At 73.1% G+C, this 16,008-nt stretch carries 11 protein-coding genes and 1 pseudogene; 4 read left to right on the top strand and 8 right to left on the bottom strand.

Annotation, left to right across the window (positions count from 1 at the left end; all coding sequences use genetic code 11):
• Both G5B56_RS19300 and G5B56_RS19295 read right to left on the bottom strand, forming a co-directional pair.
• Window positions 1–309, bottom strand: a pseudogene (locus G5B56_RS19300) (formate acetyltransferase); the annotation flags it as partial.
• A gap of 106 nt (window positions 310–415) precedes the next feature.
• Entirely contained in the window at window positions 416–2,230 is a 1,815-nt protein-coding gene (locus G5B56_RS19295) for a carbon starvation protein A (protein WP_164964264.1), read from the bottom strand.
• 402 nt (window positions 2,231–2,632) lie between these two features.
• On the opposite strand from G5B56_RS19295, the gene G5B56_RS19290 reads away from it, so the two are divergent.
• Genes G5B56_RS19290 through G5B56_RS19280 form a run of 3 tightly spaced genes read left to right on the top strand, consistent with a single transcriptional unit; the run spans window position 2,633 to window position 4,968 of the window.
• Window positions 2,633–3,886 carry a putative Na+/H+ antiporter gene (locus G5B56_RS19290; protein ID WP_164964263.1) on the top strand — a complete coding sequence of 418 codons (1,254 nt, stop codon included), beginning with the start codon at window positions 2,633–2,635 and terminating at the stop codon, window positions 3,884–3,886.
• A 42-nt stretch (window positions 3,887–3,928) separates the two neighbouring features.
• Window positions 3,929–4,558, top strand: coding sequence for a LysE family transporter (locus G5B56_RS19285; protein ID WP_009855485.1), 630 nt, complete (start codon window positions 3,929–3,931; stop codon window positions 4,556–4,558).
• Between the two features lie 53 nt (window positions 4,559–4,611).
• Window positions 4,612–4,968, top strand: a complete 357-nt coding sequence (locus G5B56_RS19280; protein ID WP_164964262.1) for a DsrE/DsrF/TusD sulfur relay family protein — start codon at window positions 4,612–4,614, stop codon at window positions 4,966–4,968.
• Between the two features lie 28 nt (window positions 4,969–4,996).
• On the opposite strand, the gene G5B56_RS19275 is transcribed toward G5B56_RS19280, so the two are convergent.
• The 4 genes from G5B56_RS19275 to G5B56_RS19260 form a co-directional block, all read right to left on the bottom strand.
• Window positions 4,997–5,620, bottom strand: coding sequence for a hypothetical protein (locus G5B56_RS19275; RefSeq protein ID WP_009855483.1), 624 nt, complete (start codon window positions 5,618–5,620; stop codon window positions 4,997–4,999).
• A 66-nt stretch (window positions 5,621–5,686) separates the two neighbouring features.
• Window positions 5,687–7,324 (bottom strand): diguanylate cyclase, encoded by a 1,638-nt coding sequence (locus G5B56_RS19270; RefSeq protein WP_009855482.1) that lies wholly within the window; start codon window positions 7,322–7,324, stop codon window positions 5,687–5,689.
• Entirely contained in the window at window positions 7,324–9,540 is a 2,217-nt protein-coding gene (locus G5B56_RS19995) for an EAL domain-containing protein (protein ID WP_164964261.1), read from the bottom strand. Before G5B56_RS19995 ends, G5B56_RS19270 begins: the two co-directional genes overlap by 1 nt.
• Entirely contained in the window at window positions 9,537–9,881 is a 345-nt protein-coding gene (locus tag G5B56_RS19260; RefSeq protein WP_009855480.1) for an Hpt domain-containing protein, read from the bottom strand. The genes G5B56_RS19995 and G5B56_RS19260 overlap by 4 nt, the downstream gene beginning before the upstream one ends.
• Before the next feature lie 313 nt (window positions 9,882–10,194).
• Here G5B56_RS19260 and G5B56_RS19255 point away from each other — a divergent pair, with 313 nt between their 5' ends.
• Complete coding sequence (locus G5B56_RS19255) at window positions 10,195–11,727, top strand: ATP-binding protein (protein ID WP_051141715.1); 1,533 nt, start codon at window positions 10,195–10,197, stop codon at window positions 11,725–11,727.
• Between the two features lie 13 nt (window positions 11,728–11,740).
• On the opposite strand, the gene G5B56_RS19250 is transcribed toward G5B56_RS19255, so the two are convergent.
• The gene (locus tag G5B56_RS19250; RefSeq protein WP_009858261.1) at window positions 11,741–12,322 is read right to left on the bottom strand and encodes a response regulator; all 582 of its coding nucleotides are present in this window, start codon (window positions 12,320–12,322) and stop codon (window positions 11,741–11,743) included.
• A 65-nt stretch (window positions 12,323–12,387) separates the two neighbouring features.
• Window positions 12,388–16,005: a PAS domain S-box protein gene (locus tag G5B56_RS19245; protein WP_164964260.1), complete on the bottom strand. Its 3,618-nt coding sequence runs from the start codon at window positions 16,003–16,005 to the stop codon at window positions 12,388–12,390.
• Window positions 16,006–16,008 lie beyond the last annotated feature (3 nt).

The raw sequence follows: 16,008 nt of genomic DNA, 5'->3' as shown, positions 1-16,008 counted from the left end.
CGTCTGCAGGCCGACGATCAGTTCCAGACCCTGGTCGATGTAACCCGCGTCGTGCGCCACGATCGTCGACGGACGGTCGGTCGACACGTCCAGCACACCCTTGGCCTGCTCCTGCTTGAGCAGCTCGGAGAGCTTCTTCCACAGCGCCAGCGTGCGCGTCGTCGGGCCTTCGAGGAAGGCGCTCGTGCCGGCGTACGGGGTGTAGTTCTTCTGGATGAAATCGCGGACGTCGACGGCGGTTTCCCAGCGTCCACCGACGAACCCTTCCCAGGCATTCGCGCGGCTGCTGACGATGGTCATGGTATTCATTTGGATTCCTTAAACGAAAACTGCTGGTTGGCGTTTCGTGAGGTCCCGGCCGGGTGGGCCGGGACCGTTATTTGTTGTTATTCGTGGAAAACGTCTTGGGGGGACTTCAGGCGTGTGCCGTGGTCAGGTCGGCGGGAATCGCCTTGGATTCACCGCGAGCCTTCCAGAGCACCAGCCAGCGCTTCACCGAGGCCACCATGATGACCATGCCGAGAACCAGCATGATCGAGGCGATGACACCGTTGAAGACGTTGTAGCCCTTGGCCGCGCTGTTCAGGTATACGTTGGTAATCATCCAGTAACCGGCATAGTTGACGGTCACGAACAGGTACGCCAGCGGAACCAGGCAGGTCAGCATGTAGGCACGCTTGGCCGACAGCCGCAGGATGATGGTCGCGCCGATCATCAGGCCGATCGAGGCCATCAGCTGGTTGGAGACACCGAACAGCGCCCAGACCGAGCTGATGTCACCGGACAGCAGCAGGTAGCCCCACAGCACGCAGGCGATGACGCTGGCGGTGATCGCCGCCGGCACGGAGTTCAGGTTCTTCATCGCCGGGAAGAAGTCGCCCACCAGGTCCTGGATCAGGTAGCGCGAGACGCGGGTGCCCGAGTCGACGGCGGTCAGGATGAACACCGCCTCGAACATGATCACGAACTGGAAGAAGTAGGCGGCGAGCTCGGTGAACCAGGAGATCTTCGTGAAGATGTAGGTCATGCCGACGGCCAGCGTCACGGCACCGCCGGTACGGCCGGCGAGGTCGATGCCCATTTCCTGGCTCAGGTGCGGCAGGTCCACGACCGTCATGCCCAGCGTCTTGAAGACTTCAGGCGTCGAGTTGATCGCGAAGTAGTCGGCCGGATGCAGCGAGGTCGCGGCGATCAGGGCCATGACACCGACCAGGCACTCGGCCAGCATCGCGCCGAAGGCCACCGGACGGATGTCGGTCCACTTGTCGACCAGCTTCGGCGTCGTGCCCGAGCCGATGAAGGCGTGGAAGCCGGAGATGGCACCGCAGGCGATCGTGATCGAGATGAACGGCCAGACCGAACCCTTCAGGATCGGGCCACCGCCGTTGATGAACTCGGTCACCGCCGGGAACTGGATCGTCGGGTTGATGAAGATCACGCCCACGACCAGCGCCAGGAAGACGCCGACCTTCATGAAGCTGGACAGGTAGCCACGCGGGGTGAGCAGCATCCAGACCGGCAGCGCGGTGGCGAAGAAGGCGTAGATCGGCAGCGCCCAGCTGACGGTCGTCTTGTGCAGCGTCAGCCATTCGCCGAGCGCCGTGCCCGCGAGGTGCGGACCGACGGCGACCGAGGCGGCGACGGCGGCGACGCCGACGTAGGTGGCCCACTTCGACGAACCGAAGTAACGTTCATACAGCCCGAGCGCGATGGCGATCGGCACCGTCATGAACACCGCGAAGGTGCCCCAGGCGTTGCGTTCCAGCGCGTGCACGACCACGATGGACAGACCGGCCATCGTGATCGTGATGATGAACAGCATCGCCAGGCCCGTGCTCCAGCCGGCCACCGGGCCGAGTTCGGCCTTGGCGACTTCGGACAGCGACTTGCCCTGGTGCTTCATCGACGCGAAGAGCACGACCGTGTCGTGCACCGCGCCGCCGATGACGGCGCCGACGAGCAGCCAGAGAAAGCCCGGCAGATAACCGAACTGGGCCGCGAGCACCGGGCCGACGAGCGGGCCGGCCGCCGCGATGGCGGCGAAGTGCTGGCCCGCATTGACCCATTTTTTCGTCGGGACGTAATTCTTGCCGTCCTCGAGTTGGTGTGCGGGGGTGATTTCCTTGTCGTCGGCGGCGAGCACCTTGCGCACGAAGAATATCCCGTAGAAGCGATATGCCAGGGCGAGGACGCAAACAGCCATGACGACGAAATAGATGGCTTGGTCCATTTCTATTTCCATCCGGTTGGTTGATCGATCGAAGTGTCGGAACGTTTGTCTGACGGGAGCCATCCTAGGAGTCGCCGGAGGGGCCGCAGGGCTTTCACGCCAGCGGCGCATGCGGCCCCCTGAACGGTGAAATCGCAGGTGCCAGCGGCAGCCCCGAAAACGGCTTTTGAAACCCCCGCAGTGGGATTTGGAGCAGATCAAACGAGGGCCTCGCGGAGCCCCGCTTTCGGCCAACGGCAGCGCGCCGCAGGTGAACGGTCGAAATCCGCAGGCGAACGGCAAGACCCCGCGCCGGCGGCGTCAAAGCGTCAGCGGGTACAGTTGTGGCCGGGTGCCGCGGAGATCGCCGCGGCAGGTTTTCGCGCAGGTCGGGCCGCCGCGCGGCTGCATCCCCTCCTCCGCATGAACCACCCCGCCGTCGAGACGGTGGCTGCGATCGTTTTTGCCGTCGCACTGCTGCACACCTTCACCGCGCGCCAGTTCGAGCGCCTGTCGCACCGCTTCCCGCGCCATGCCGGCCTGTTCCATCTGCTCGGCGAGGTCGAGGTCGTGTTCGGCTTCTGGGCCATCGTGCTGGTGCTGCTGCTGGCCTTCGTCGTCGGCCCGACCGCGGCGATCGGCTACGCCGAGTCGCGCAACTACACCGAGCCGCTGTTCGTCTTCGTGGTCATGGTCGTGGCCGGCTCCGGCCCGGTGCTCACCGCGGTGAGGAGCCTCGTCGACGCAGCCGCGGCGCGGCTGCCGATGTCGCGCGCGGTGGCCGTGACCTGGCTCGGCCTGGGCGTGGTGCCGCTCAGCGGCTCGCTGGTCACCGAGCCGGCGGCCATGACGATCGCGGCGCTGACGCTGGCGCCGCTGGCCTTCCGCAGCGACGTGCCCGAGCGCGCCAAGTATCTGGCGCTGGGGGTGCTGTTCGTCAACGTGTCGATCGGCGGCACGCTGACCTCCTACGCCGCACCGCCGGTGCTGATGGTCGCGTCGGCCTGGAACTGGGACAGCGCCTTCATGCTGCAGAACTTCGGCTGGAAGGCGGCCATCGCGGTGCTCTTCAACGCCAGCGTCGCGACCTGGCTGCTGCGCGGTTCGCTGCGCGCCGACCCGAAAGCCGCCGCGCCGGCGCCGCAGCCGCCGGTGGCGGTGGTGCTGGTGCACGTCGCGGTGCTGGCGGCGATCGTGATGCTGGCCCACCACCCGGTGGCCTTCCTGGCGGTCTTCCTGCTGTTCCTGGGTTTCACCCAGGCCTACGAGCGCCACCAGAGTCCGCTGCTGATGCGCGAGGCGCTGCTGGTGGCCTTCTTCCTCGCCGGGCTCGTCGTGCTGGGCGGGCTGCAGGCCTGGTGGCTGCGGCCGATCGTCGAGTCGCTGGAGCCGCTGGCGCTGTTCTTCGGCGCGCTGGCGCTGACCGCGGTGACCGACAACGCGGCGCTGACCTACCTCGGCTCGCTGATCCCCGGCATCTCCGACGAGGCCAAGTACATGCTGGTGGCCGGCGCGGTGGCCGGCGGCGGGCTGACGGTGATCGCCAACGCGCCGAACCCGGCCGGCGTCGCGCTGCTGCGCCGCGGCTTCGCCGACGAGAGCATCGGCGCCGGCGGGCTGCTGCTCGGCGCGCTGGGGCCGACCGTCGTCGCTGCCGCGGCGCTGCTGCTGCTGTAGTGCCCTAGACTCGGCGCCCCGCCGCCTCGACCACCCCGCCGCATGGACTTCTCCACCTGGCTCGCCTTCTTCGCCGCCTCCTGGGCGATCAGCCTGTCGCCGGGCGCCGGTGCGCTGGCGGCGATGACCTCGGGCCTGCACCACGGCTTTCGCCGCGGCTACTGGACGACGGTGGGCCTGGTCGCCGGCATCTGGACGCAGCTGCTGGTCGTCGGCGTCGGCCTGGGCGCGCTGATCGCGGCGTCGTCGACGGCCTTCCAGGCCGTCAAGTGGTGCGGCGTGGCCTACCTGGTGTGGCTGGGCATCCAGCAGTGGCGCGCGCCGGCGCGGCCGCTGGCCGCGGCGCGCGAGGAGGCGGCGGCGGTGCGGCGGCGCACGATGGTGCTGCGCGGCTGGATGGTCAACGCCGTGAACCCGAAGGGCACGGTGTTCCTGCTGGCCGTGGTGCCGCAGTTCCTGCACCTGGCCGAGCCGCTGGCGCCGCAGTATCTGGTCATCGGGCTGACGCTGGGCTTCACCGACCTGGTCGTGATGGCCGGCTACACCGCGCTGGCCGCGCGCGTGCTGGGGTCGCTGCATTCGGCGAGCCACGTGCGCCTGCTCAACCGCGTCTTCGGCTCGCTGTTCATCGCCGCCGGGGCGGCGCTGTCGGTGTTCAAGCGCTCGGCCTGAGCGGCCTATGATCGGCGCCGCGCGGCGCCCGGGCGCCGCGGCGAAAGGCCACGATGCAGCGCATCCTCATCATCGTCCACGCGCCGCCGTACGGCAGCGAACGCGTGCTGTCGGCCCTGCGGCTGGCCAACGCGCTGGCCGGCAGCGACGGCACGCCACCCGAGCTGCGCCTGTTCCTGATGTCCGACGCCGTCGTGCTCGGCCTGCCGAACCAGGGCGACGGCAGCGGCAACGGGCTGCTCGGGCTGGTGCAGGAACTGGCCGCGCGCGAGGTGCCGATCGCGCTGTGCCGCACCTGCGCGCTGGCGCGCGGCCTGGCCGAGCTGCCGCTGGTCGAGGGCACGCGCATCGGCACCCTGCCCGAACTCGCCCAGTGGACGCTCTGGGCCGACAAGGTCATCACCTTCTGAGGCCGGGCGAGACCCGGCACACGCCCGTTCAGCGGCCGGGTGGCGGCTCGACCAGCGAGCCGTAGGCGGCCAGCAGCGCCTGCGCCTCGTCGTCGTCGCCGGCTTCGGTGACCTCGGGCTCGGCCACGGCGGCGGTCACCCGCGCGCGGTCGATCGCCTGGCGGGCGACGTCGGGCGGCGAATCCAGCGCCGCGGCGGCCTCGCCGCTGGGCGGGCCTTCGCGGCGCAGCCGCTCGGCCACCGCCACCGCCATGCGCGAACGCAGGCAGGCCAGGCCACGCGCCGACCAGTTGCTGACACGCTCCTCGAACTGCTCGAGCGCACGCTGCAGCACGTCCAGCGGCACACGTTCCAGCGCCTGCCAGCCGAGCCGGCCGAGCGCGTGCTCGACCACCGCCAGATGGCGCATCGTCGAGCGCGCGGTGTGATCCTCGTCGAGCAGGCCGGTGAGCTCGTCGCGGGCGGCCCGCAGTTCGGCGTGCTGGCGGCGGCGTTCCAGTTCCTCGGGTGTCGGCGGCGGCTCGGCGCCACCGTCGGCGCGCTTGAGCACGACGCGCACGCCGCCGGGGCCCCGCCGCAGCGCGAGGTCCTGGCGGAAGACGGCGTCGAAGGCCGTCCGCAGCAGACCGAAGGGCGATCGTGGGGAGCTCATCGTCTTCGATGAGTCGGCTTCCCGGGGCCCGCTGTTGAGGGCCCGAAAGCAACAAGCCGTAACCGCTCAGGCCGTGCAGGTGCGGTTCTTCCCGCTGCGCTTGGCTTCGTACAGCGCCTCGTCGGCGCGTTCGAGCGCGATCTCCAGCGCCTCGCCGGGGCGCCAGGCGGTGACGCCGGCGGAGAACGTGACGAAGACCTCGCGCTGCTCGTGCAGGAACAGCGCCTCGGTCAGGCCGCGCTGCAGCCGGGTCAGCGCCTGCTGCGCCTCGGCCAGCGGGGTGGCCGGCAGCAGCACGACGAACTCCTCGCCGCCGAAGCGCGCCAGATGGTCCACCGGCCGCAGGCGCTCGCGCACCGCGGCGGCCAGCGACTTCAGCGCCAGGTCGCCGGCGGCGTGGCCCAGCGTGTCGTTGAGCTTCTTGAAGTTGTCGATGTCGATCAGGCCGATCGCCAGCGGCGCCGCCTCGGGCCCGGCGCGGTCGACACGGGCGCGCTCGGCGTCGAAGGCCTGGGCCAGGCCGCGGCGGTTGGCGACCTGGGTCAGCGCGTCGGTCGAGACCTCGTCGGAGAGCCGCCGCAGCTCGCCCTCGAGCTCGCGCACGCGTGTCTCCAGCTCGGTCGCCTTGGCGTGTTCGTCCTCCATGCGGCGCTGCGCCGCGCCGACCAGCTGCTGCACGGCGCGGCTCTCGTCGACGATCTCGCGCACCACGCCGGCCAGGCTCTCCAGCGACTCGGCGCGTGCCACCGCCTCGGCATGGCGGCCGACGCTCTCGTGAAAGCGACCGGTGTGCTCGCCGAGCGCGCCGACCTCGCCGAGCAGGCGGTGGATCAGTCCCTTGAGCGCGTCGCGCGCGGCGTTGCGCTCGTCGCGCACGCGCTGCTGGCGCGCCCGCGTCTCGGCCAGCAGCTCGGTGGCCGCGCGCACGCCGCGTGCGGTGATGCCGTCGGCCAGGCGCTGCTCCAGGCTTTCGCACTGGCCGCGCGCCCAGCTGTCGTCCTCGGCGACCTCGACCAGGCCGCGGCCGAGCTCGCGGCACAGGTCGCCGAGCTGCTCGACGAGGTGGTGGCGGTGGGCGAACAGCCGGCGCGCACGTTGGCAGAGCTCGTCGACCTCGGCGACCCGTTCGGGCGACACGCCGTCGGCGGCGATGGCATCGGCCAGCGCGGCCAGGCGGTCGGCGAGCTCGGCGGCCCGCGGCTCGGCCGGCGGCAGGCCGGCCCGCACCGTGGTCTCCAGGCTGGCGACGACCGGCTGCCAGGGCGCGTCGGGCAACGCAGCCTCGGCACCGGGGGCCTCGTCCAGCGGCGCCGGCGCGGTGGGCGGCAGCTCCAGCGGCGTGTCGCCTTCGGCCGACGGGGCCTCGGGGTCTTCGTAGCGGTGGTCGCCGTCCCAGGCGCCGACCAGCGCCTGCAGGCGCTGCTGCAGGCGCTGCAGGTCGCCGCGGCTGCCGTCGAGCACCCGCTGCAGGCTTTCCTTCTTGCGCGCCGTGGTCCACTGCCGGCCGCCGCGCTCGACACCCTTGACGAGCTTCTCGACGAGCGCCGCCCAGACCGGGCCCTGGGCCTTGGGGTCGGCCGGCAGCGGCAGGCCGGCCTCCTCGGCGTAGGCACGGGCGTAGTGTTCGGGGGTCGGCTCCAGCTTGGCCATCGCCAGGCGCCGCAGCGCGCCCTTGGCGATCTGCGCCGGGGTGGGCGCGTTCATCAGCGATCGTGCGCGGCGGCCGCGAGGCCGGCGCCGGCGGCCGCGGGCAGCGGCAGCGCCATCGTCGCGAACCAGTGTTCAAACTGCGGTGCCGGCACCGGCCGGCCGATGTGGTACCCCTGCATGCGGGTGCACTCCAGGCTGTGGAGCAGCTCCACCTGATGCTCGGTCTCGACGCCCTCGGCGATGACACGCAGCGACAGGTGCCGCGCCAGCGCGATGATCGTGCGCACGATGTGCACGGCGGTGGGCTCGATGCCGAGCTTGGCGACGAAGCTGCGGTCGATCTTGAGTTCTGCGCAGTGCAGCCCGGACAGGTGCGACAGGCTGGAATAGCCGGTGCCGAAGTCGTCGATGGAGACGTCGACGCCGATCTGGTGCAGCCGGCGCAGCGCCGGGCCGACGCCGACGACGTCGCGCATCAGGCTGGTCTCGGTGATCTCCAGCGACAGCAGCCGGCGCGGGCCGCCGCCGTCGGAGGTCAGCTGGTCGATCAGGTCGATCAGCTCGTTGCGCAGGAAGAGCTTGGGCGGCAGGTTGACGGCGATGGTGCCGTCGAAGCCGAAGTCGGCCTGCCAGCGGCGCGCCTGCGCGGCGGCCTCGCGCAGCGCCCACTCGGACATGCCGAGGATGTCGCCCGACTCCTCGGCCAGCGGGATGAAGTCGCCCGGCATCACCAGGCGGCCGTTGAAGCGCCAGCGCATCAGCGCCTCGACGCCGACCAGGCGGCCGCTGGCGACGTCGACCTGCGGCTGGTAATGCAGCTCGAGCTCGCCGCGCCCGGCCGCGCCGGGCAGCGCCGCCTCGAGCATCGGCCGCTGCAGCAGGCCGGGGCCGTAGACCATGCTCGAGTCGCGCTCCTTCTTGGCCTCGTACATCGCGAGGTCGGCGTTGCGGTGCAGCTCCTGCACCGTCTCGCCGTCGTCGGGGAACAGGGCCACGCCGACGCTGCCGGTGACGACCCGGTCGTGGACGCCGGCCAGGCGCATCGGCTCGCGCAGCGCGAGCACGATGCGCTGCGCGACGCGCTCGGCGTCGGCCGGGTCGGTGACCTCGGGCAGCAGCACGACGAACTCGTCGCCACCGACACGGCCGACGGTCTCCAGGTCGCGGTGGGCCCGCGGGCCGGCGGCCTCGACGGCGCTGTCGTCGATGTCGGCGTGGTAGCGGATGCAGCCGCGCAGCCGCGTGGCGACCTCGCGCAGCACCTCGTCGCCGACCTGGTGGCCCAGCGTGTCGTTGATCTGCTTGAAGCGGTCGAGGTCGATCTGCAGCAGCGCGACGCGGTGGCGCAGGCCATGCTGGCGGCTGGCCTCGAGCGCGAGGTTGGCGCGGCGGATGAACTCGCGCCGGTTCGGCAGCTCGGTGAGCATGTCGAAGGCGGCGTGATAGCGCGACTGGCTCTGCGCGCGGTGGCGGTCGGTGATGTCCTGCAGGAAGCCGTCGTAGCCGACGAAACGCTTGTGCTCGTCCTCCTCGGCCTTGCCGGCGACGTGCACGACGAGCAGGCCGTCGTCGAGCGTGAGGTCCTGGTCGAGCGCGCGGCGCTGGGCGACGCGGTCGCGCAGCAGCCGCAGCGACGGCAGGCGCAGGGCCCGCGGCACGCGCCGCAGCAGCGAGCGCAGCGTCGGCGGCCGGCCGCCGACGCGGAGCACCTCCAGCGCCTCGCGCGACAGCGTCAGCCCGCCGCCCTGGCGCCACTCGAAGCTGCCCATGCGCGCGAGCTGCTGCGCGCGCGCCAGCTTCTCGCGGTTGCGGTCGAGCTCGACGGTGGTGCGCGCCGCGCGCAGCACGTACTCGAGGCGGCGCGCCAGCAGGCTCCAGTTCAGCGCCCGGTCCTTGTCCTTGGTGTAGAAGTCGGTGGCGTGCACGTCGAAGGCGTGCTTGATCGAGGCCTCGTCGTCCAGCCCGGTGAGCATGACGATCGGCAGGCGCTCGAAGCCCGGCAGCGCGCGGATGCGGGCGCAGGTCTCGAAGCCGTCGAGGCCCGGCATCTGGGCGTCGAGCACGACCAGATCGGGCTTGCGATCGCGCAGGATGGCCAGCGCCTCCTCGCCGCGCGTGGCCTCGACGATGGCGAAGCCGCGCTCGCGCAGCGCGATGGCGGTGGTCAGCAGGCCGACCTCGTCGTCGTCGACGAGCAGGACCTCCGGGCGAGCGAGAAGCGCCGCGTCGTCGCGGCGCGGAGGGATCGGATCGTGTGCCGGGGCCCTCACGTTCGCAGCGCCGCGACCACGGCACGCAGCGCGCGCTGGGCCTCGTCGAGCAGGGCCTGCACGCGCGGCGCGATGTCGGCGGTGTCGCCGGCGCGCACGCGGCGCTCGACCTCGGCGCACAGCGCCGACAGCTCGAGCGCGCCGACGCTGGCCGACGAGGACTTGACCTTGTGCGCGACCTCGCCGACGGTCTTCAGATCGCCGGCGTCGCGCGCCAGGGCCAGGCGCTCGAGGTCACGGCCGAGCGCGGTGCGGAAGGTCTCGAGCACGCGGCCGACGACGCCGAGACTGCCGTCGGGGTCCAGTTCACGCAGGCGCGCGAGCGCGGTGTCGTCGAGCATCGGGGCGGGGGCGTCGTGCGGAATGTTCTGGCCAGTCATAGGCGGGGCTGCGAGGCAAGCTCCATGCCGCCGGTCAGGCGGCGAGGATGGCGCCCGGCGCGGCGGTGGTCAAGCGGGGTCACGACAGGCGGCACCACGGACGCCGCCGCGGTGAGCAATCTTGCCGCAGCACCTCGTGCGCGGCGTCTCCGCCGCGCCCCGGCGACCGGCACGTGCCCGCGCACCATACCCGTTTCCGGCGCCGCTTTCGTGTCCTGCCGCAGGCTTGCTGTCGACAGCGTCGGCCGCAGCCCCCGTCCGTACAATCGTTCACATGCTCGTCACCCGCCACCGCCTGCGCCACGCCGGCAGCGCTCTCGCGCTGCGCCTGGCCGGCATCGCGGGGCTGCTGTCGATGACCGGCTGCACCGGCGGCGGCGACCGCGGCGCGCTCTTCGGCGGCCTGGCCCTGGTGGGCGTGGGCGCCGCCGCCTACACGCTGGGCGGGCTGCGCGAACGCCAGGCGGCGCAGGCCGCGCTGCGGGGCGCCCGCGCCGCGCGCCGCGAGGCCGAGTCGCTGCTGGACGGCTGGGTCTGGCGCAGCGACGCGTCGCACCGCCTCGTCGCGCTGCAGCCGCCGGCCGGCAGCAGCGTCGGCGGCCCGGCCGCCGGCGGCCCGCTGTGCGAGCAGTTCGAGACCTCGCATCCCGAAGCCGACGGCGATCTCGGCGCACGGCTGGCGACGCAGCGCGCCTTCCGCGCGCTGCGCGTGCGCCTGCGCGCCGACGGCAGCGCCTGGCGGCTGCGCGGCGCGCCGAGCTTCGACGAACTCGGCCGTTTCGACGGCTTCAGCGGCACCGCCGAGCCGGTGGCGGCGCAGGACGCGCTGGCGGCCGACCATGCGGCGCTGCAGGCGGTGCTGCAGGCCGTCGACGTGCCGGCGCTGCTGGCCGCCGGCGACGGCCGCGCCGACGGCTGGGCGCTGCGTGCCCTCAACCCGGCGGCCCGCCGCTGGCTGGAGCGCGACGCCCCAGCCTGGGGCGAGGTCCTCGCGCGGCTGCCGGCCGCGGTGCGCGAGGCGCTCGCCGCCTCGGCGCCGGGCAGCGCGACGGAGGTCGACGGCTGGGTGCTGCGCCGCTGCGACATCGAGGCCGAGGCCGGGCTGCTGGTGATGCAGGCCGCCCGCGCCGGCGAAGAAGGCGACGGCGCGGCGTTCAGCTTCACCGTCTCGCACGACCTGCGCGCGCCGATCCGCGTCGTCGAGGGCTTCACGCGCATCCTGAAGGAGGACTACGGCCGCCAGCTCGACCGTCTCGGCAACGAGCACCTGGACCGGGTGCTCGGCGCGGCGGCGCGCATGAACCACATGATCGACTCGATGCTGGCGCTGGCCAAGCTGTCGCAGCAACCGCTGGCACGCCAGCCGGTGGACCTGTCGCAGCTCGCGGCCTGGGTCGTAGACGACCTGCGCCGGCAGTCGCCGCCGGAGCGCCGCGTCGAGGTCGAGATCGAGCCCGGCCTGGCGACGCGCGGCGACCCGACGCTGCTGCGCCTGGTGCTCGAGAACCTGCTCGGCAACGCCTGGAAGTACAGCGCGCGCAACCCGAAGGCGCGCATCGTCTTCGCCAGCCAGCCGCACGAGGGCCGCGTCTCGTACTACGTGCGCGACAACGGCGCGGGCTTCGACATGCGCTCGGCCGACCGGCTGTTCGGCCTGTTCCAGCGCCTGCACAGCGCCAGCGAGTTCCCCGGCAGCGGCGTCGGCCTGGCGTCGGTGCGGCGCATCGTGCGCCGCCACGGCGGCGAGGTCTGGGCCGAGGCCGAACCCGGCCGCGGCGCGACCTTCCACTTCACGCTGCGCGACTGAGGCGCGCCGCGCCTCAGGACGAGCGCGCGAGCTCCTCGACCGCGGCGACCAGCCGCTCGGCCTGCGCCGTCTCGGCGATGCCCTGCTCGGCGGCCATGCGCTGCAGGCGCTGGCGCGCCGCCTGGCGCGACAGCGAGTGGCGGTGCATCAGCACGCCGACGGCCAGCGGCAGCGGGTCCGACAGCGGCTCGGGCGCAGGCGCGGCGGCGGCCACCACCGGCGCGACCGCCGGCGGCGGCGCGAGCTGGCCGGCGCGCAGCCGCGCGAACGCGTCGTCGACGGTCGGCAGGATCTGGTCGATGTCCAGCGGCTTGATGAGGTAGGCCACGGCACCGAGCTCGTGCACCTTGGCGATCGTCGCCTCGTCGGCAAAGGCCGACAGGAACATGAACGGGATGCGGGCGACGTCACGCAGGTACTCGGCGACGTCGAAGCCGCTCTTGCCTTCCATGCGGATGTCCAGCAGCGCGATCTCGGGGCGCAGCTGGCGGGCCTTGAGAATGGCCTCGTCACCGTTGTCGGCGTCCACGACCTCGTACCCCGCCTGCGCCAGACCGTGTGTCACGGCGGCGAGCACGAGGCGGTCGTCGTCCACCACCAGAATCCTGCCCTTCGAAGCCATCGAACCGTCGCCCTCCGCGCGACCGCCGCTATTCTCGCCTACGGCTGCAGCAGAACACGCGGCGGACGCAGCAGGATGCGCGCACGGACCTCGCCACCCGCCTGTTCGAGGGACAGCGTGGCCCCGCGCGGCAGCAGCGAACGCACCAGCGCCAGGCCGCCCATGCCGCGCGGCACCTGGTCGATGTCGAAGCCCTCGGCCAGGCGGCCGGGGTTGCGCACCTCGACGACGAGCTCGCCGGCGGCCTCGCCCGGCGTGATCAGGCACTGCAGGTCGCCTTCGGGCGCGTGCTTGACGGCGTTGGCCAGCAGCTCGTTGACGCACAGCGCGATCGGGATCGCCTCGGCCTCGGGCAGCAGGTAGCGCTCGGCGCCCGGCGCGGCGGAGAACAGCACCGGCCGGCCGAAGGCCCGGCGCACCGACTGGGCGATCGCGCCGACCACGGCGGCCGCACCCAGCGGCCCGCTGCGCACCTGCAGGCCGAAGACCTGGGCGATGGCCTGCACCTGGGCCTCGGCCTCGAACAGCAGCCAGCCCATCTCGGGGTGCTGCTTGGCGTTGTGGCGCAGCAGCCCGGCCACGCCCTGCAGGTTGTTCTTGATGCGGTGGTGCACCTCGCGCACCAGCGACTCGCGCTGCACGATCTCGGCCGTCAGCCGCGCCTGCTCGGCCTCGCGCTCCTCGGTGACGTCGCTGGCCACCAGCAGCAGCAGCGGCGCGCCCACCGGCCCGGCCACCGGCGCGATGCGCGTGTCCCAGACCGTGGTCTGCCCGGCGGCGCCGAGCTCGCGCAGCTCGTGGCGCTGCAGGTCGGTGCCGGCGGCCGCGGCACGCAGCCAGTCCTCGACGGCCTGCGCGGTGGCAGGCTTGCAGAGCTCGGCCGGCGTGCGCCCCAGCGCCTCGTCGACCGGGCGGCCGAACAGCGTCGCGGCGACGTGGTTGCATTCCTGCACACGCAGCTCGGCGGCGTCGAACAGCGCGATCGCCAGCGGCGCGGTCTCGATGATGCGGCGCAGCGACTCGCGCGCCTGCTCGATCGCGATCTGCGCCTGGCGGCGGCGCTCGACGTCGAGCAGCGCGAAGGTCAGCTGCGGGCCGCTGGACTCGCTGGCGGTGGCGACGACGCTGCCGACGACCCAGAACTCGCGCCCGTCGCGGGCCTGCAGCCGGCACTCGAAGGGCTCGGTCTCGCCGGCGGCCAGGCGCTCGCTCCAGTCGCCGCGGCGCAGCGGATGCTCGTCCTCGGGCGTGGCGACGGTGGCGATCGGCCGGCCGATGAAGTCGGCCAGCTCGCCGGCGAACATGCGCTGCGCCGAGCGGTTCATCCAGGTGATGCCGGTGTCGCCGACGGTGACGATGCCCACCAGCACCGAGTTCAGGATCGCCCGCGTGCGCTCGGCCTGCACCTGCAGCGAACGGCGCGCGCGCACCGCCGCGTCGATGTCGACGAAGGAGCAGATCAGCCCGGCGCCGGCATCCTCGGCGTCGACCGGGCGCACCGCGGCCTGCACCCAGACCAGTTCGCCATCCTTGCGGCGCAGCGTGCGTTCGCCGTTGAAGCGGCCTTCGGTGGCGAGCGCGTCGCGCACCTCGCGCTCGCGCTGCTCCCATTCGCCTTCGGGGCACAGGCTGGCGGTCGGCAGCTGCACCAGCTCCTCGGGCCGGTAGCCGGTGAGCCGCGACAGCGCCTGGTTGGCGCGCTCGATGCGCGGGCCGCGCATCGTCGCGATGCCGACGTCGGACAGGTCGAACATCAGGTCGCGCTCGCGCAGCAGGCGCTCGAGTTCGCCCTGCTGCGCCTTCAGCGAGGAGATGTCGGTCAGCACCGCCACGGCCTCGGCCTCGGCCTCGGGCAGCGCCGACTCGGCGCGGTGCACCGACAGCGAGTACCAGACCGGCTGGCCGCGGCGTTCGCCGGCGACGAGCTCGGTCTCGTAGCCGCGGCCCTCGGCCATCGCGCGCGTGATCTCGGCGGCGATGCCGCCGCTGCCGTCGGGCGCGCCGAAGAGCTGCTGCAGCGAGGCCCCGGCGGCGGCGCCGGCGGCGACGCCGAGCATGCGCTCGAAGCGGTGGTTGCAGCGCACCAGCAGCGCCCCGCGCAGGTAGGCGATGCCGGCGTTGGAGCCGTCGAGGATGGTCGTCAGCTCGCGCAGCAGCTGCTCGTTGCGGCGCTGCGCGACCTCCTGGTCGGTGACGTCCAGCGTGACGACGGAGGTCGTGCGGCCGCCCGACAGCGCCCCCGGCTCGACCCGCGTGAGCAGCCAGCGCAGCCCCAGCTCGGGGTGGCGCACGGCGTAGCGCACCTCGGCGCGTTCGCCCAGGCGCAGCGCACGCTGCAGGCGCTCGTACTCGGCCATCGACTCGGGCTCGACGAGCTCGCGGCCGATGCCCTGCAGCCCGGCGCCGGCACGTTTGCCGGCGGCCGCCGGCGCCGGCCGCGGCCGGTCGGAGACCAGCCAGCCGCGCGCCGGGTCGTAGGTGGCGACACCGATGCTGGCGGTGTCCATCAGCATGCCGATCTCGAGCTGGGCGAGGTCGCGCTCCTCCTCGGCGCTGCGGTCCTCGACGACGGCCATCACGCGGCGCTGGCCGGCCTCGGTGGCCCAGCCCGACAGGCGCGCGCCCAGCCGCCGCCGGCGTCCGCCGGGCAGCGGCACCAGCGCCTGGCGCTCCAGCGGCGGCGCGCCGGGCACGAGCGCGGCCAGCGGCGCGCCGTCCTCCCAGCCGAGCAGCGCCTGCAGCGCCTCGTCGGCATCGGCCAGCAGCACCGGCACCTGCTCGAGCAGCGCCTCCAGCGCGGGGTTGGACGTCAGCACCAGGCCGGCGTCGTCGTAGACCAGCATGCCGGCACGCGCCAGCTCGAACCAGCGCAGCAGCTCGTCCTGGGCGCGCCGCGCATGCACGCGGGCGTGGTGTTCGGACGTGACGTCCTGCCAGACGACCAGCCACAGCGGCGGCGCGCCGGCCGGCGCCAGGTTCTGCGGCACCAGCATGAACCAGTGGCGGCCGCCGCGGGCGTCGGCCAGGCTGCGCGGCGCGGCCGGCAGCGGCACGCCGGCGGCCAGCGCCGCGCGCAGCTCGGCGCGTGCAGCGAGGTGCGCGCCGGCCTCCTCGGGCAGCTGCAGCTCGGCCGGGTCGCGGCCGACCAGCGCCTCGCGCGCATAGCCGCTCAGCTCGACGAAGGCGTCGTTGGCGTCGAGGATGCGGAAATCGTCGTCCTGCAGCGTCGCGGCGAACGGCGAACTCCACAGCAGAGCGACGGCGCGGCGCGCCTCGTCGGTGCTGCGCGCGGCGTCCAGCGGCAGCGGCGGGCGCGGCGGCGGCAGCTGCGGCTGCGGCACGACGCGCAGCGAATGGCCGCCGCCCAGCGCCCGCGTGGCCAGGCGCAGCAGCGTGCCGTCGGTGCCGGGCAGCAGGGTCTCGCTGCGGTCGGGCAGCGCGAAGGCGCGGTCGAGCCAGCGGATCGCGTCGACGCCGAGCACCGGCGCGAGCTGCAGCGTGCCCTGCCCCGGCTCGCAGCCGAGCAGGCGCAGCGCGGCCTGGTTGCAGGCGCGCAGCACGCCGCGCGCGTCGAACCACAGCAGCGCGTCGGCGACCTCGTCGAGCAGCGCCGCGAGCAGTTCGGGCGAGGAGGCGGAAGTCGTCGGCGTGGCCAAGGT

Origin of the sequence: Rubrivivax sp. JA1026, assembly GCF_011065555.1 — a bacterium.
Taxonomy (GTDB): domain Bacteria; phylum Pseudomonadota; class Gammaproteobacteria; order Burkholderiales; family Burkholderiaceae_C; genus Rubrivivax; species Rubrivivax benzoatilyticus.
The sequence above is the reverse complement of the archived record's forward strand: the minus strand, read 5'-3'. Positions and strand labels throughout refer to the sequence as shown.